The 18,289-nt window shown below is 60.0% G+C and carries 9 protein-coding genes; 1 reads left to right on the top strand and 8 read right to left on the bottom strand.

Annotation, left to right across the window (positions count from 1 at the left end):
* Positions 1–22 precede the first annotated feature (22 nt).
* From lplT to AC6I77_RS02190, 8 genes are all read right to left on the bottom strand, one after another.
* Positions 23–1,213 (bottom strand): lysophospholipid transporter LplT, encoded by a 1,191-nt coding sequence (gene lplT / locus AC6I77_RS02225; protein WP_003851018.1) that lies wholly within the window; start codon positions 1,211–1,213, stop codon positions 23–25.
* Entirely contained in the window at positions 1,210–3,360 is a 2,151-nt protein-coding gene (gene aas / locus AC6I77_RS02220; RefSeq protein WP_003851019.1) for a bifunctional acyl-ACP--phospholipid O-acyltransferase/long-chain-fatty-acid--ACP ligase, read from the bottom strand. Before aas ends, lplT begins: the two co-directional genes overlap by 4 nt.
* An 89-nt stretch (positions 3,361–3,449) precedes the next feature.
* Positions 3,450–4,835 carry an efflux transporter outer membrane subunit gene (locus tag AC6I77_RS02215; RefSeq protein ID WP_078804829.1) on the bottom strand — a complete coding sequence of 462 codons (1,386 nt, stop codon included), beginning with the start codon at positions 4,833–4,835 and terminating at the stop codon, positions 3,450–3,452.
* A gap of 3 nt (positions 4,836–4,838) precedes the next feature.
* Complete coding sequence (locus tag AC6I77_RS02210; protein WP_008925438.1) at positions 4,839–7,940, bottom strand: efflux RND transporter permease subunit; 3,102 nt, start codon at positions 7,938–7,940, stop codon at positions 4,839–4,841.
* The gene (locus AC6I77_RS02205) at positions 7,937–11,158 is read right to left on the bottom strand and encodes an efflux RND transporter permease subunit (protein WP_078804833.1); all 3,222 of its coding nucleotides are present in this window, start codon (positions 11,156–11,158) and stop codon (positions 7,937–7,939) included. The genes AC6I77_RS02210 and AC6I77_RS02205 overlap by 4 nt, the downstream gene beginning before the upstream one ends.
* Complete coding sequence (locus AC6I77_RS02200; RefSeq protein ID WP_078804834.1) at positions 11,155–12,363, bottom strand: MdtA/MuxA family multidrug efflux RND transporter periplasmic adaptor subunit; 1,209 nt, start codon at positions 12,361–12,363, stop codon at positions 11,155–11,157. The genes AC6I77_RS02205 and AC6I77_RS02200 overlap by 4 nt, the downstream gene beginning before the upstream one ends.
* A 426-nt stretch (positions 12,364–12,789) precedes the next feature.
* On the bottom strand, positions 12,790–14,529 hold the full coding sequence (locus AC6I77_RS02195) for a penicillin-binding transpeptidase domain-containing protein (RefSeq protein WP_003851029.1): 1,740 nt from the start codon (positions 14,527–14,529) through the stop codon (positions 12,790–12,792).
* 278 nt (positions 14,530–14,807) lie between these two features.
* Positions 14,808–17,081: a molybdopterin guanine dinucleotide-containing S/N-oxide reductase gene (locus tag AC6I77_RS02190; RefSeq protein ID WP_078804835.1), complete on the bottom strand. Its 2,274-nt coding sequence runs from the start codon at positions 17,079–17,081 to the stop codon at positions 14,808–14,810.
* Positions 17,082–17,271: 190 nt separating this feature from the next.
* Here AC6I77_RS02190 and galR point away from each other — a divergent pair, with 190 nt between their 5' ends.
* Entirely contained in the window at positions 17,272–18,273 is a 1,002-nt protein-coding gene (gene galR / locus AC6I77_RS02185) for an HTH-type transcriptional regulator GalR (protein ID WP_003851033.1), read from the top strand.
* The last annotated feature ends 16 nt before the right edge of the window (positions 18,274–18,289 follow it).

The raw sequence follows: 18,289 nt of genomic DNA, 5'->3' as shown, positions 1-18,289 counted from the left end.
CAGGAGAGCGGCGGTGAATCACTTAACGCTTAGCAGGTCGCCACAGCCACAACACGGCGATCGCAAGCGCAAACAGCACGCCAAAGCCGACGCCCGTCGCTACCGCAGGCGCGCCCGCCTTAATCGCCAGCGTATAGAGCCCCAGCATAATCAGCATGGCGCTGTTCTCACCCAGGTTCTGTACCGCAATGGCGTTGCCTGAACCGACACTCTCTTTGCCCCGCGCCTGTAACAGCGCATTCAGCGGCACCACAAAGAAACCGCCCAGTGCACCAATCAGCATCAGCACTAAATAAGCATTCAGCAGAGAGTGCTGCAGCGCAAAGACCACCACCATGACACCAATCAGCACACCAGCCGGCATACAGCGACGCACGGTCTCCAGCGTCACCAGCTTCGCCGCCGCCGCTGCGCCAATCACAATGCCGATTGCCACCATGGCATTCAGCGTGGTTGGCGTGGTGTTGTCATTGATCCCCAGCGCCACCGGCACCCAGAGCACCAGCAGGAAACGCAGCGTTACGCCTGCGCCCCAGAACAGACTGGTGCCGAGCAGCGAGAAGCGGGTTTCTGCGTCACGCCAGAGCAGCGCGGCAGCACTGAAAAAGCTGCGTACCATCACGCCAAACTGCCAGCTCTGACCAGGCCGTGCCGCCTGCAGTTTCGGGATGAACAGGTTCGCGACCACAGCGATGCCGTAGGTCAGCGCACAGATGCCCAGCGCCGCCAGAATATGCCAGTCAGCCAGCATGCCGCCCGCCACCGAACCCAGCAGAATAGCGGCGATAGTCGAAGCCTCCATCAGCCCGTTGGCTTTCACCAGCTTCTCGCCGTGGGTGATCTCACCGAGGATGCCATATTTGGCCGGCGAGTAAGCCGCTGCGCCCGCGCCCACCAGGGTATAGCCAATGAAAGGATTGAAGCCGAAGCAGATCACCAGCGCGCCCAGCAGCTTCAGGCTGTTAGCGAGCATCATCACCCGCCCTTTCGCCATGCTGTCCGCCACCTGACCGACAAACGGCGCCAGCAGAATATAGGCCGCGACAAACAGCATCTGTAAGACCGGCTGACTCCAGTCGGGATAGAACTGACTTTTCAGTACCGCCAGCGTGGCAAACAGTAGCGCGTTATCGCCAAACGCCGAAAAGAACTGGGCGATAATCACGGCAATCATGCCGCGCGACATCAGCGGCGCATTACGATCAAGGCTCATGCCTGCTCCTCTTCCGCCATTTTTTTCAGCGTGACGTAATCGGGTTTACCACTGCCCAGCTGCGGCAACTGCTTCATGACGCGGATATCACGCGGCAGTGCCAGCTCTGGCGCACCCAGCTCGCGGGCTGCTTTCTGCAGCCTGTCGCGCACCAGTTCAGCGTCCGTGGTGAACAGCACCAGTGCCTCGCCGCGCTGTCCATCCGGACGCAGCGACGCCGCATGTTGTTTCTCCGGCGACGCCTTCAGCGCGATCTGCTCGACGATCTCCAGCGACACCATCTCACCCGCAATCTTCGCAAAGCGTTTGGCACGTCCCTGAATCTGGCAGAAACCGCCTTCATCGAAGCTGACGATATCACCGGTGTCATACCAGCCCGCTTCCAGATTACCTTCGCCGTCGTCGGCGGCCGGGGCTTCCAGCACGCCAGGATTTTCGACCCGCAGATAGCCCTTCATCACGTTTGGTCCACGCAGTTGCAGGCGTCCGCCCTGCTCAATGCCCGGCACTGACATCAGGCGTGAATCCATGCCCGGCAGAATGCGTCCCACAGTGTGTGTCTTCGCTGCCATCGGCACATTAATCGCCACAACCGGCGCGCACTCGGTGACGCCGTAGCCTTCGAGAATGCGAATGCCATACTTCTCGATATAGAGCTGACGGGTGTTCTCCTGCAGCTTCTCCGCACCCGCAACGACATAGCGCAGACGGGCAAAATCATAGGGCGCGGCAAAGCGCGCGTAGTTACCCAGGAAGGTTGAGGTGCCGAACAGCACGGTGCAGTTACGGTCATAAACCAGCTCCGGCACGATGCGATAGTGCAGCGGGCTGGGATAGAGGAAGACCTGAGCACCGGTCATCAGCGGCGTAAACAGCCCGACGGTCAGACCAAACGCATGGAACAGCGGCAGCGCCGACATAAAGCGGTCGCGCGGCGTGAAGTCGGCGATGGTGCGGATCTGCTCGACGTTCGCCAGCAGACTTTTATGGGAATGCACCACGCCTTTAGGGTTGCCTTCAGAGCCGGAGGTAAACAGCACCATCGCGGCATCTTCCGGCTGTTGAGGTAACTGGGCGCGATGCGGCATCAGCAGATGGGCAAGGATCCACAGCTTGTCTTTGCCCGTGACGGTATCTTTCAGATCTTCCAGGTAGATCCACTGCACATCGTCCAGCCCCTGCGGCAGATGCCACAGATTGCCTTTGTCCAGGAACTGCCGCGACGTGAAGACGGTTTTAATCTGCGCCGCGGTCAGTGCTGCACGCATGCCGTTAACGCCCGCGCTATAGTTGAGCATGGCCGGAACGCGCCCGCGCAGTGTGGCACCGAAAATCGCCGCCGCCGTCACGGTGGTATTAGGCAGCAGGAGCCCCACCACTTCACGCGGCTGGCTGTAACGCTCCAGAATACGGCCTACGCCCAGCGACTTCTTCAGCAGGCCGTTATAGCTGTCGGGTTTGAAATTCACATCTTCGATGCAGCGCTTAAACGCGCCGTAACGCGTCCGCGCCGCCAGAAACGCCTCAAACAGGGTTTCACGCGGACGCACTGCCATGCGCGCTTCCATCATCACATGATGCAGATGCTCACCGGCCAGCACGCGGCGATCGCGCGCCCGTTTCGCCTCTGGCATCGGAATGCGGGTGGCGGGCAGAACGGTGAGAGTGATGCGCGGGAACAGGCGACGTTTAAACACGCCCGCCAGACGACCAAACGGCGTGTATTCAGCGCCTTCAATGCGCATTGGCACGACGTTAGCGCCGGAACGCGCCGCGACAAAGCCTGCCCCGCTGTAGATTTTCATCAGCGAGCCGGTAACAGTAATTCGTCCTTCCGGGAAGATGACCACCGGACGGCCCGTATCAATCAGCCGAACCAGCTGCTTCAGCGCCATGGGCCGGGTGGGATCCAGCGGCACAAAGTCGATAAAGGGTTTAACCAGACGCATAAACCAGCTTTCGCTGATGGTCGAGTAGACGGCAAACACCGGTTTAACAGGCAAAAATAGCGCCAGCAACATGCCGTCCAGAAACGACATATGGTTCGGTGTGATCAATACCTTCTGCTTATGCAGTTCGGCGACGTCGCCCCGCAGTTCGACCCGCCATAACAGGCGAAATATCAGGCGTAAAAGTGTGAAAGCCATGCCAGCTCCTTAGCATCGTGAAAAATAGCCCTCACGATGCAGGATTTGACGCGGTTCGACAACCGAATTATCGGCAATCTGATGCGGCTTCAGGGAGCCTGCCAGCCACCGCCCAGCGCGGCAATCAGCGCGACGCTGCTCACCCACTGCGTGGTCGCAAGCGTCAGCAAACTCTGCTGTGCGCTCAGGCTGCTGTTCTCAGTGGTCGCCACATCCAAGTAGTCAATCATGCCCGCCTCATACTGCAGGCGCGTCACCCGCGCCGAAGTCTGGGCCGCATCGGTGGCGCGCTGCTGCGCGGCGATTTCGCCCTGCAGCGTGTTCAACTCCACCAGCTTATCTTCCACCTCCTGCATCGCGGTCAGCACCGTCTGACGATAGGTGGCCACGCTGGCATCCCAGCTTGCCCGCGCCTGATCGACCTTCGCCGAGGTCGCACCCGCGTCGAGCAATGTACCGCTTAGCGCTGGTCCCAGTGACCAGACGCGGTCCGGCAGCGAGAAGAGCGAATGCAGCACGGAGGCGCTGACACCACCACTCGCGCTCAGAGTCAGTTCAGGATAGTAACCGGCTACCGCCACACCGACGGCGGCATTGGCGGCGGCCATATTACGTTCGGCGTACGCGATATCGGGACGGCGCTGTAACAGCTCGCCCGGCAGGGCTGCCGGAATCGCGGGTAATGTGGCCGTCAGTGGCGCAGCGGGCAGACTGAAGTCGGCCGGAGCTTTGCCGATCAGCAGTGCAATGGCGTGCTCCATCTGCGCACGCTGCCACTGATAATCCTGCGCCGAGGCGCTGGCGCTCTCCCGTTGCAGCTGCGCCTGGGCCAGCGTGGCACGCGACGCGGTGCCCGCCTGATACTGGCTGGTGATCACGTTCAGATAGTGCTGATAAGCATCAACGCTCTGCTGATAGAGCGCGATTTTCTGATCCATGATGCGCAGCTGGAAATAGTCCTGCGCCAGCTCAGACTGGGCACTCAGCGTGATGTTGGCCAGTTCTGCCGCGCTGGCCGAAGCACTGGCGCGGTTCTCCTCCAGCGTGCGCCGCAGTTTACCCCACAGATCCAGCTCCCAGCTGGCACTCAATTCCGCCTGATGGCTGCTGCTGGTGGTGCGAACGCTGCTGTTGGTGGCATGGCTGCCGCTGCGCGTTACGCTGCCGTCATAGTCCAGCGAGGGAAACAGCGCTGCACGTGACTCAGCCGCCAGAGCCTGCGCCTGCCGGTACTGCGCGGCATAGGTAGCTACGTTCTGATTTGACACGCTGACCTGGCTCAACAGCCCGCTCAGCGTGGCGTCATGGTAAACCGTCCACCACTCGCCTTTGCTTTGCGCATCCAGCGGTGTCGCCGGCTGCCAGCCTCGGGCCTCTTTATAGTGAACCGGCATCGCTACAGACGGGCGCTGATAGTCAGGACCCACGCTACAGCCGCACAGCAGCATCACAACAAACGGGATGAGAGGTTTCATGGATCAGGATTCCGCAGGGCGCAAACGACGCCATTGACGTTGAGTGGCACGGCCCAGACGATCGAGCCAAAGATAAACAACCGGCGTGGTGAACAGTGTCAGCAGCTGGCTAAGCGCCAGCCCACCTGCAATCGCTATCCCCAGCGGACTGCGCAGGTCGGCATCACCGCCGCTGCCCAGCGCCAGCGGCAAGGCGCCAAAAAAGGCGGCCAGTGTGGTCATCATGATTGGCCGGAAGCGCATCAGGCACGCCTGGGTGATCGCCTGCTGCGGCGACATGCCCAACCGCCGCTCCGCATCAATGGCGAAATCAATCATCATGATGGCGTTCTTTTTCACGATGCCGATCAACAGGATGATGCCAATCAGCGCGATCACCGTGAGCTGCGTGTTGGTCAGCAGCAGCAGCAGCATCGCTCCGACGCCCGCTGACGGCAGCGTCGAGAGAATGGTCAGCGGATGGATATAGCTCTCATAGAGCACGCCGAGCACGATGTAGACCGCCGCCAGCGCCGCCAGAATCAGCCACGGCATGGTGGCGGTCAGCTGTGAAAAGGCCGCGGCGGTACCGGCAAAACCGGCATGAATGGTCGAGGGCAGGCCCAGCTTCGCCATCGCCTGTTTAATCAGTAACTGCGCCTGCTCCAGCGAAACGCCATCATTGAGGTTAAATGCCACCGTGCTGGTGGCAGACTGGCCCTGATGCGCTACCGACAGCGGCGCGTTGCCACCGCTGAAACGGACAAAGGCGGAGAGCGGCACGCGATCACCGCTGTCGTTAATCACATAGAGTTGCTGTAGCGTCGCCGGATTCGCGGTGTCGCTGTCCTGCAGCGACATCACCACGTGATACTGATTCAGAGTGTGATAGAGCGTGGCGATCTGCCGCTGGCTGAAGGCATTATTCAGCAGTGTATCCAGCATTTTCACGTTGACGCCCAGTCGGGTGGCGCGGTCGCGGTCAATCGTCAGCTCCACCTCCTGACCGCCGGTCTGCGAGTCGGAATCTACGCTGTTAAGCTGGGGAATGGCTGCCAGCGCCGCCTGCACTTTCGGCGTCCAGACCCGCAGCAGCGCAAGATCGTCCGCCTGCAGGCTGTATTGATACGTCGCGTTAGCGCTACGTCCGCCAATGTGCAGATCCTGCGCCGCCATCAGGAACATCTGCGCCCCGGCGATATGGCTGGTTTTGCGCGTCAGTCGGTTAGCCACTTCAGTAGCCGTGGCATCGCGCTGGCTAAAATCCTTAAGCCGCACAAAGAAGTTGGCGCTGTTGCGGGAGCCAAACATACCGCTGCCCATAGACGACATCACACTCTCGACCGCCGGATCTTTCTGAATGATCTTTGTAAACATCAGCATTTTCGGCTTCATCGCCTGGAATGAGATGTTCTGATCGGCACGCAGCGCGCCCATCAGCAGCCCGGTGTCCTGATTGGGGAAAAAGCCCTTTTGCACCACGGTAAAGAGAAAAACGTTCAGCAGCACGGTCAGCAGCAGGCTGAGCAGCGTCAGCTTCTGATGGCGCATCACCCAGGCCAGCCCGCGTCCGTAGGCAGCCAGCAGGCGGTTCAGCTGATTTTCAATAAACTGATAAAGCGGATGTGGTCGCTGGCTGACGGGCGGTTTGGGCTTTAGCAGGCGTGCGCAGAGCATCGGTGTCAGGCTGAGTGAGACGAACAGCGAGATCAGCAGCGACACGGTGAGCGTTACGGCGAATTCGCGGAACAGCCGTCCAACAATGCTGCCCATCAGCAGGATCGGGATAAACACCGCAATCAGCGACACGGTCATCGACAGCACGGTGAAGCTCACCTCCTGCGCCCCGCGCAGCGCCGCCCGCAGCGGACTCAGCCCACGCTCAATATGGCGAGTGATATTCTCCAGCACCACAATCGCATCATCCACCACGAAGCCAGTGGAGACGATCAGCGCCATCAGCGACAGGTTATCCAGGCTGTAACCCAGCAGGTACATCACCGCGCAGGTGCCGATCAGCGACACCGGCAGCGCCAGCGCCGGAATGATCACCGCCTGCAGATTGCGCAGGAAAATAAACACCACCGCAATCACCAGCAGCACCGCGATCAGCAGCGTCTCTTCGGTGTCATACAGTGAGGCGCGCACGCCGGGCGAACGGTCAACCACCACTTTCAGCTGGCTGTCAGCGGGCAGACTTTTTTCCAGCAGCGGCAATTGCGCTTTGATCGCGTCGATGGTTTCGAGCATGTTCGCGCCCGCCTGACGTTTAATGCCGATCATCACCGCAGGCGTGGCATTGAGGAATCCCGCCTGATAACGATCTTCCACCGAGTCATAGACCGTGGCGACGTCGCGCAGCCGCACCGCTTTGCCCTGCTGCCAGGTGATGATCAGATCGCGGTAGCTGGCGGCCTTTTCCAGCTGTCCGTTGCTGTCCACCAGCCACGACTGGTCACTGCTCTGCAAAATTCCTTTGGGCAGATTGGTGGTGCTGTTGGCGACAGCGGCGCGCACCGTCTCCAGCGAGATGCCGTAATGCGTCAGCTTCAGCGGCTGCAGATCGATGCGCACCGCGGGTAAAGCGCTGCCCATCAGCGAGACTTCGCCGACGCCCTGCACCTGCCCCATCACCTGTTCGATTTTGCTCTCTGCCAGGTCATAAAGCTCGCCGGGCGAGCGGGTGGCGGAGGTCAGCGCCAGCATGACAATTGGCGCATCTGACGGGTTGGCTTTGCGATAAGTGGGTAGCGAGGCCATCGCGCTCGGCAGCAGGCTGCGCGCCGCGTTGATCGCCGCCTGTACGTCGCGTGCCGCGCCATTGATATCGCGGTCCAGATCAAACTGCAGGATGACCGTGCTGGAGCCCTGCGAACTGCTGGAGGTCATCTCACTAATACCGGCAATCTGCCCCAGCGAACGCTCCAGCGGCGTCGCGACGGTGGCGGCCATCGTTTCCGGGCTGGCCCCCGCCAGGCTGGCGCTGACCATGATGGTCGGGAAATCGACCTGCGGCAGCGGTGCCACCGGCAGCAGCCGGTAGCCCAGCGCGCCGAGCAACAGTATCGCCAGCGTCAGCAACAGCGTCGCCACCGGACGAAAGATAAACAGCCGGGTCAGATTCATTGTCCACTCCGCGCCTGCTGCTGACGGCGTTTCACCCAGGCATTGCCGCGCTGCGCCAGCCCATCAAACAGCAGGTAGATCACCGGCGTGGAGAAGAGCGTCAGCACCTGACTGACAATCAGCCCGCCGACAATCACCAGCCCCAGCGGCTGCCGCAGCTCTGCGCCCGAGCCGGAAGCCAGCATCAGCGGTAACGCGCCGAGCAACGCCGCCATGGTCGTCATCAGGATCGGGCGGAAGCGCAGCAGACAGGCCTGATGAATCGCGTCACGCGGGCTGAGATGCTGCTTATGTTCTGCCTCCAGCGCGAAGTCGATCATCATGATGGCGTTCTTTTTCACGATGCCGATGAGCAGGATGACCCCAATCAGCGCAATCAGGCTGAACTCCGTGCCTGCCAGCAACAGCGTCAGCAGCGCGCCCACCGCCGCCGACGGCAGCGTTGAGAGAATGGTGACCGGATGGATAAAGCTCTCGTAGAGGATGCCGAGTACCACATACATAGTGATCAGCGCCGCCAGAATCAGCCACAGCGTGTTGCCGGTGGCACTCTGGAACGCCGAGGTTTCGCCCTGGTAACGCAGCGTGGTGCTCTCTGGCAGGTGCAACTGCTGCCGCACGTCGGCGATCGCCCGCTGCCCATCCTCCAGCGAGTAGCCCGGATTAAGGTTGAAGGAGATCATCACCGCCGGAAACTGATTCAGCCGCATGTGCATCAGCGAGCCGGTGCGCTGATGAATAGTGGCGATAGCGGTAAGTTTCACCATGCCGCTGCTGGCCGTGTCGCTATCAGAAGCTGAGCTGGACGTCGACGTTGATGAAGACGTTGATGTTGATGACGAAGCCGTGGATGAAGCCGTGCTGGTGGTTGATGACGAGCTGCTGCCGGAAGAGGGCTGCAGATAAACATCATCAAACGACGCCGGACCCTGCTGGTAAGCCGGAGCCACTTCCAGCACCACCCGATACTGATTCGACTGGGTGAAAATAGTCGAGACCAGACGCTGACCAAAAGCGTTATAGAGCGCGGTGTCCACGTCCGACGCAGTAATACCAAAGCGCGCCGCTTTATCGCGGTTCAGCTCAACGTATGAGACGCGCCCCTGATCCTGCAGGTTACTTACCACGCCATTAAATTCGGGCCGCTGCTGCAACGCTGCCACCATTTTTGACGACCCGCTGACCAGATTCTCACTGTCGGCGTCGTCCAGGGTGAACTGATACTGACTCGGCGAGACCTGGTCGTTGACGGTGAGATCCTGCGCCGGTTGCAGATAGAGCCGGATACCTGGCACATCGGCGGTCGCCTGTTGCAGTTGTTTAATCACCTCATCCGCTTTCACATCACGCGAGCCAAATGGCTTAAGGTTGATCTGTAACCGTCCGCTGTTGAGGCTGGTGTTGGTGCCGTCGATGCCAATCGTCGATGAGACGCTTTCCACCGCCGGGTTTTTCAGAATCAGAGCCGACAATGCCTGCTGCCGCGTGGCCATCGCTTTAAATGAGACATCCTGTGAGGCGACAGTAATGCCCTGAATCAGCCCGGTATCCTGGGTCGGAAAGAAGCCCTTCGGCACCATCATATAGAGCAGCGCGGTCAGCCCGAAGGTCGCCAGCGCCACCAGCAGCGTCAGTTTCTGATGGTTAAGTACCACGGTCAGCAGCCGGTCATAGCCGCGCACCAGCGCATCGAAAAGTTCGCCGCCCTTGCGGGAAAAAGTTGACTGCTGTTCGGGCGGAATGTGGCGCAGCAGATACGCACACAGCATTGGCGTCAGAGTCAGCGACACCAGCATCGACACCAGAATCGCCACCGCCAGCGTGATCGCGAACTCCCGAAACAGTCGCCCGACCACATCACCCATAAACAGCAGCGGGATCAGTACGGCAATCAGTGAAAAGGTGAGCGAGATGATGGTGAAGCCAATCTGCTGTGAGCCCTTCAGCGCAGCCTCCATCGGCGACTCGCCCTGCTCCAGCCGCCGGGAAATGTTCTCGACCACCACGATGGCGTCATCAATAACAAAACCGGTGGCGATAGTCAGCGCCATCAGCGACAGGTTATTCAGGCTGAAGCCTGCCAGATACATCACACCAAAGGTGCCGATCAGCGACAGCGGCACCGCCACGCTGGGGATCAGCGTAGCGGCCACGTTGCGCAGGAACAGGAAGGTCACCATCACCACCAGCGCAATCGACAGCATCAGCTCAAACTGCACATCACTGATCGAGGCGCGGATGGTCTGAGTGCGGTCGGAGAGAATCGTCATCTTCACCCCGTCCGGCAGCGCCGCCTGCAGCGCGGGGAGCTGCGCCTTGATGTTGTCCACCACCTGAATTACGTTTGCGCCCGGCTGGCGCTGCACGCTAATCACAATCGCCGGCTGGTTGTTGGCCCACGCTGACTGGAAGCTGTTCTCCGGGCCCTGTTCAATATGGGCGATATCTTTCAGGCGCAGCGCCGCGCCGTTCTCATAGGTGAGGATCAGGTTGCCGTACGCGTCGGCGGTGCGCAGCTGGTCGTTGGCGTCGATGGTGACCGAATGATATTTCCCGTCAAAGCCGCCTTTAGAGCCATTAACGTTGCTGTTGCCAATCAGCGTATTCACCGCCTCCAGCGTCAGATGATGCGCCGCCAGCGCCTGAGGATTCATCTGCACCCGAATCGCGGGCTGATGTCCGCCCGCCAGCGTCACCATCCCGACACCGGAGATCTGCGACAGCTTCAGTGCTACCCGGGTATTGACCAGATCCTGCACCTCGGTCAGCGGCAGCGTGTTAGAGCTCGCCGCCAGCGTCACCACTGCACTGTCCGCCGGGTTAACCTTTTTATAGGTCGGCGGATTGGGCAGATTGTCGGGCAGCAGGTTATTCGCCGCATTGATCGCTGCCTGCACCTCCTGCTCGGCGACATCCAGCGAGAGATCGAGGCTGAACTTCAGGGTAATGATCGACGCGCCGCTGGCGCTGGTGGAGCTCATCTGGCTCAGCCCGGCCATCTGCCCTAACTGGCGCTCCAGCGGCGAGGTGACTGACGACGCCATAACATCCGGGCTGGCGCCCGGATAGAGCGTGGTGACCTGAATAGTCGGATAGTCGACCTGCGGCAGCGCCGAGGTCGACAGAAATTTATAGGCAAAAATGCCAGAGATCAGCACGCCGACCATCAGCAGGATGGTGGCGACCGGACGCAGAATAAACAGGCGAGACGGGTTCATTTCGACACGGCACCGGCAGCAGGTGTCTCATCGGCCAGCGTGACTTTGCTGCCGCTGGTGAGGCGATCGATCCCTTCTGTCACCAGCCGATCGCCTGGCGAAACGCCGCTGAGGATCGCCTGCTGATCGTCGCCGAACGCAGGGCCAGTGGTGACCGCTTTGCGCGTGACGGTGTGATCCTGATTGATCACAAAGACAAAGCTGCCGTCGCTGCTCAACTGCAGCGCCTGCGCCGGGATCACCGTCGCGCCTTTCAGCAACCGGATCTGCAGTCGCAGATTGACAAACTGGTTAGCAAACAGCGACTCATCCTGGTTGGCGAATACCGCTTTCAGCGCCACGGTGCCGGTAGCAATGTCGATCTGGTTGCTGATGAACTTTACTTCGCCGCTGGCGAGCTGATGCTGGTTGTCCTGATCAAACAGCGTGGCGGGCAGGCTCTGGCCCTGATGCAGGACGCTGACCAGCGCCGGGATATCGCTTTGCGGCACGCTAAAGGTCACGGCGGCGGGCTGCATCTGGGTGATCGTCACCAGGCCCGTGCTGCTGGCGCTCTGAACCATGTTGCCGGGGTCGATCTGACGCAAACCGACGCGCCCGCTGATCGGGGCGGTGATGCGGGCATATTCAATGCTCAGCTTCGCACTGGCGATCTGCGCCTGATCGGCGGCGACCGCACCGCGATACTGCCCGACGGTGGCAATCTGGCTGTCCAGATCCTGACGCGCCAGCGCGTCCTGTGCCGCCAGTTTGCGGTAGCGCGCCAGCGTCAGTTCGGCGCTGTTCAGCAGCGCCTGATTTTCGCTGAGTTCGCCCTGATACTGGTTCAGCGTCGCCTGATAGCTGCGCGGATCGATCTGCGCCAGCAACTGCCCGGCACTGACCTTCTGCCCTTCGGTAAAGAAAACCTGCTCCAGCTGGCCGTCAACGCGGCTGGTCACCGTCACGCTGGCGTTGGGGATCACCGTGCCGAGCGCATTGAGCCACACCGGCACATCCGCCGTGCTGGCCATACCGCTGTGAACCAGCGTCGCCCCGCCGCCCATCATGCCATGCGCGCCATGCCTGCCCGGCGGCATCCCCTCACCCGGCCCATGACCCGCCGTCAGCAGACGCCAGATAACGCCCGCGACAATCGCAACCACCAGCAACAGGAGCAGCCATTTGAGCCCAAAAGTACGCCCGGGGCGAGAAAGGTGAGTCATCGTCAAACTCTTCAGGTAAGCAGAAAAAGAAATCCCGGAACATGCGGAATGCGGCAGTGTGAACCGGCTGAGGCGAGCAAAAAAACGCCAGGGTTCACGGCGGCCATTATCGGTGAAAGCCGACGCGCCTTTCTATTGGCAAACTGTCAGGGTTTCGTTAAGAACGATGATGATTTAACGGCGGTTATACAGCGGGGAAGAGAGCGTCCGGCGAGCAGGCAAAAAAAACCCACGCATCTGCGTGGGTTGGTGTAATAACAGGGATCTCACTGCCGAAGCGGTGTTGTTTTCACACCCATCAATACCTCTGGGACTGCTATCCTCGCACTGATTGACCGCGCGGGGACAGCGAGAAAACGCAACCGAATTCGGGGAAGTGCAACGAGGTGTGAATATCTTTCACGTCTCGCTTACACTCTGATTCCACTAAGATTTATCCGAAGTATTGGTCGCCGGTTTCGTGTAAATGGCATCTGGCGCAATGTTCATGTGTTTCAGCACCGGCCCCATAATATTACCGAACACTGGTGCGGCAACCGAGCCACCGAAGTGATCGCCTGCCGTTGGATGGTTGATCATCACCACCAGCGCCACTTCAGGGTGGCTGGCTGGCGCAATACCGGCGGTGTAGTTGACGTAGCCGCCATCATACTTGCCGCTGGTGCCCATTTTTTCCGCCGTACCGGTTTTGGTCGCCAGACGATAACCCGGCACCGCGGCTTTCAGCCCGGTTCCTCCCGGCAGGACGTCACTCTCCAGCATATGCACCACCTCTTTCACCGTTTCCGGGTTGGCAACCTGCCGCCCCATGACCGGTGGCGTAACGCGGGTGATCGACAGCGGACGGTAAACGCCATAAGAGCCGAGCGTGGCGTATTCACGGGCAATCTGCAGCGGCGTGACACGCAGGCCGTAGCCAAAGGAGAAAGTGGCCCGCTCGATATCGGCCCAGCGGGTACGGTGCAGCGGGAAGTAGCCGACGCTTTCGCCGGTCAGCCCTAATCCGGTGGGTTTACCCAGGCCAAACGCCTGATAGGTATTCACCAGCGCTTCCGCAGGCATCGCCAGCGCGAGGTGTGATACGCCAATATCACTCGATTTCTGCAGAATGCCCGTCATGGTCAGGCGCGGCCAGTGACCGACGTCGCGGATCAGGTGGCCGTTCACGCTATAAGGCGTGGTATCGATGACGGAATCCGGGCGCACCAGGTGGCGCTCCAGCGCCTCCATGACCACTAACGGCTTAACAGTCGATCCCGGCTCATAGCTGTCATTGATGGCCGAGTTACGCATCTGCGCCGGGGTCGCCCCTTCGTAGTTATTAGGGTTGAACGACGGATAGGAGGCCATCGCCAGAATCTCGCCGGTGTCAATTTTCACCAGCACGGCGGCGCCTGAATCCGCCTTGTTGATCAGCACGCCGTCACGCAGTTTGCTGTAAAGCGTGTACTGGTCATATTTGTCGATGCTGAGCTGCACCGTTGGCGGCTGAGTCGGCGGCTGATAGTTGATCATTGCGATGATATTGCCCGCCGCATCCTGACGATAGACCTCTTTGCCCGGCTCGCCCTGCAACACCTTATCAAAGCCTTTTTCCAGGCCATTAAGACCCACGTTATCCGCCCCCACAATGCCGAGCAGCGGCGCAGAGGCCTCGCTCATCGGATAGAAACGGCTGTCATCGTAGACTTCGCTGATGCCTTTCAGCTTCAGTTCTTTAATATCTTTCGCGATGCCCAGTTCAACTTTACGGCCCAGATAGAGGAAGCGACGTTTCGGGTTGGCGGTGATCTGCGCCGCCAGCTCTTCAGGACGGGTGTTAAGCGCCGCCGCAAGATAGGCCCATTTAGCGCTGGTGAAATCGGGGTTACTCTCAAGCACACGCTGCGGATCGGCAATGACATCGCGCGATGGCACGCTAAGCGCCAGCGCTTCACCGTTACGATCCAGCAGGGTACCGCGGCTGGTCGGCAGCGTGACGGTACGCAGCGATCGCTGATCGGCTTCGTGCTCCAGCATCGGCTGATTCAGGAACTGCAGGTCCGCGACGCGCGCCAGCAGCACCACCAGACAGGTCGTGACACCCAGGCAGATCAGCCGAAAACGAAAAGGGTTAAATGGCGCTTTTATCTGGTCTTTTCCCAGTAGTTTTTTAATCCGGGGCATGGCATTCCGCTGCGCAAAATAAAGAGAAAGAGGCTGGTGCCAGCAGTTATAAAGAAAGCGCTGGCTGTATAACAGGAAAACTGTGTATCAGTTCGTTATCGGCCGCAGATTTTGGGCAAAAAAAACCTGCGCATCTGCGCAGGTTGGTGTAATCAAGAAAATCTATTGATGTTCACCCATCAATACCTCTGGGACCCTGAATGTAGCAAGAGGGATTAATCGGCTGCTATCTCTCAAACGCAACAGTTACCCGCAAAATGTAACCAGCCATGAGATCCTTACGCTATTGTGCAATCCTGATGTTTTTTGATTTCCACCAGGCAACTCATGGCGTTTGGTCCCTGCGTCAGCGACGAGGTTCCGATATCAAGCGTCAGCACATTGGGGTTACCCGCGCGATCGTGCGGCTGCCACGCCTTGCCGAAGCCGGGATCAAACCAGGCACCGGTGGAGATAATGACCACGCCCTGCGTCACACCCTCGGTGATCCGCACGCCCGCCAGCATCACGCCGCGTGCGTTGCTCACCTCAATCTCGTCGCCCTCCACCAGACCGCGCGCTGCTGCATCCTGTGGATGCATGTAGAGCGTTTCGTGTCCGGCAGTTTTATTGCCCTGCACCGTTTCGGTGGCATCCAGCTGGCTGTGTAACCGGTCCGAAGGCTGAATTGAGATCATGTGCAGCGGATAGTCGTGGCTGACCGGCGAGCCGAGCCACTCCTGCGGTTCACGCCACTCCGGATGACCGGCAAAATCGTCAAGCTGGTAGTCCGCAATGGTCTGGCTGAAAAGCTCGATTTTGCCGCTGGCGGTTTTAATCGGATTCGCCTGCGGATCGGCGCGGAACGCCTCCATAAACTGATAGGGCTTGCCCCCTTCCGGAATTTCCACAAAGCCGCGCTGCCAGAACGCATCAAATTCGGGGAAATCGATGCCTTTGCGCTGATGCGCGGTCGCACACTGCTGATAAAGATGGGCGATCCACTGCATCTCATTGCGCCCTTCGGTGAAGGTATCGCGATAGCCGAGGCGCTCGGCCAGGTCCGCAAAAATATCGAAGTCGTTGCGCGCCTGGTGCTGCGGTTTAATCGCCTGATGCATCGCCAGCACAAAGCGGTCGCGTGAGGAGCCGCCTATATCATTGCGCTCGAGCGTGGTGGTGGCAGGCAGCACGATATCCGCCATCTGCGCAGCAGGCGTCCAGACGATATCCTGCACCACCACCGTATCGGGCCGTTGCCACCCCTCCACCAGCCGGTTCAGCTGCTGGTGATGATGGAACGGATTGCCGCCCGCCCAGTGCACCATGTGAATGTCGGGATAGTGCAGCGTTTCGCCCTGGAAGCGGTACGGCTGGCCGGGATTGAGCAGCATGTCGCTGATGCGCGCCACCGGAATCGACAGCCCGGACGGATTGGGGCCGGTGCTCATCATCGGGGCTGGCCCCTCCTGACGCGGGTTGCCAACGCTGTTCATTGAACCGTGACCAAAGGAGAAACCTGCGCCCGGCAGGCCTGGCTGGCCGAGCATCGACGACAGCGCAATCATCATCCAGTAAGGCTGTTCGCCGCGATGGGCGCGCTGAACGGAATAGGAGCAGGTAATAAAGCTGCGCTTGCCGGTCAGCTGCTGCGCCAGCTGCACAATTCTATCCGCTGGAACGCCGGTGATACGACTGGCCCAGCCAGCGGTTTTCGCCACGCCGTCGGTTTCACCCAGCAGATAGGCACGCAGCTGCGGCCAGCCGGTGCAGTGGCTGGCGAGAAACGCTTCGTCAACCGCGCCGCGCTGGGTGATTTCATGGCCCAGCGCCAGCATCAGCGCCACGTCGGTATTGGGGCGAATCGGGATCCACTCGGCGTTAACGAATTCCGGGCAGTCATCGCGCATCGGGCTGATGTTGATTACTGGCGTCCCTTTGGCCGCCAGCTGCATCAGCGCCGGTTTCAGGCTGTGCTGCCCTGCGCCACCCGAGGCAACCTGGGCATTTTTCAGCGCCAGCCCACCAAAAGCGACAAAAATTTCGGCGTGTTCCACCACCTGCGGCCATTCGGTGACACGCCCGGTCAGCGGCATATACGTGCCGATTACATAGGGCAGGAAGAACTGCGCGGCACCCCAGCTGTAGTTGCCCTGCTGATCGACGCCACCGCCACCCTGAAAGTAGAAACGACGAACCAGGGTGCGGGCGTGATTAACGCGTCCAGCCGATGACCAGCCGTAGGAGCCGTTGAAAATGCCCGATGCACCGTAACGCTCGCGCACGCGGCGATTCTCCTCCGCCACCAGGTCCAGCGCGGTTTCCCAGTCGACGGCGACAAAATCTTCCCGGCCACGCAGCGTGCGATCGCTCTTTTCGCGTGACTTTAGCCACGACCGACGCACCATCGGCTGGCGAATGCGTTTGTCGGAGTAGACCAGTTCAGGAATGGTGTGGATCATCGGTGACGGATCGGCATCGGCGAAGAAGGGTTCGCAGCCAATCAGGCGATCGTTTTCAGTGACGGCGGTAAAGGCGCCCCAGTGAGCCAGATGTGGCACTTTGGTTTTCATCGTTGTTTTTCACGGTAGCCAGGTGGGAGATTGAGCATAACACGGGGCGGCGGCTGAGCAGAAGATGTGCCTGAGTGCCCGATTTCGCCCCTTTTTGCGACGACGCTGACATTCTGTCGGGTTGATGTGTCCGCCCTTTTCCGTAACACTGATGTGATGTGTAAACGTTTTCCCCAAAGCAGGTCAACGCATGGCTACCATAAAGGATGTTGCGCGACTGGCGGGCGTTTCTGTCGCCACAGTCTCACGTGTAATCAATAATTCTCCCAAAGCCAGCGACAGCTCCCGACAGGCCGTAGGCCAGGCGATGGAGCAGCTTCAGTATCACCCGAATGCCAACGCACGCGCGCTGGCGCAACAATCGACCGAAACGCTCGGCCTGATTGTCGGTGACGTCTCCGATCCCTTTTTTGGCGCGATGGTTAAAGCCGTGGATGAGGTGGCAGGCGATACCGGTAACTTTTTGCTGATTGGTAACGGTTACCATAATGAGCAAAAAGAGCGGCAGGCGATTGAACAGCTGATGCGTCATCGCTGCGCGGCGCTGGTGGTTCACGCCAAGAAAATTCCCGACGCAGAGCTGGAAGTGCTGATGAAGCAGGTGCCCGGTATGGTGCTGCTGAACCGGCTGATAAAAGGCTTTGAAAAGCGCTGTATTGCGCTTGACGATCGCTACGGTGCCTGGCTTGCCACCCGTCATCTGATCCAGCTCGGCCATCAGAATATCGCCTTTATCTGTTCGACCCACACCATCTCTGATGCCGAAGATCGCCTGCAGGGTTACTACGATGCGCTGAAAGAGCACGGCCTGCCGTGCAGCGACCGGCTGGTCACCTGGGGCGAACCGGATGAAGTCGGCGGTGAGCAGGCGATGACGGAACTGCTGGGGCGCGGCAGGAACTTTACCGCTGTCGCCTGTTACAACGACTCCATGGCGGCAGGTGCACTGGCAGTGCTGAGCGATAACGGTGTTCGCGTGCCGGAAGAGATGTCACTGATCGGCTTTGATGATGTGCTGGTGTCGCGCTATGTGCGACCGCGCCTCACCACCGTCCGCTATCCGATTGTCACCATGGCGCAGCAGGCAGCCCAGCTTGCGCTGGCACTGGCTAACGATCTGCCGCTGCCAGAAGTCACCCACATGTTCAGCCCGACGCTGGTGCGTCGCCATTCAGTCAGCGGCCCGGCCTGATGCCACGGTGGCCGGT

The organism is Pantoea sp. X-Soil-ISGK-259 (assembly GCF_059730705.1).
This window is presented reverse-complemented; position numbering and strand designations above follow the sequence as displayed.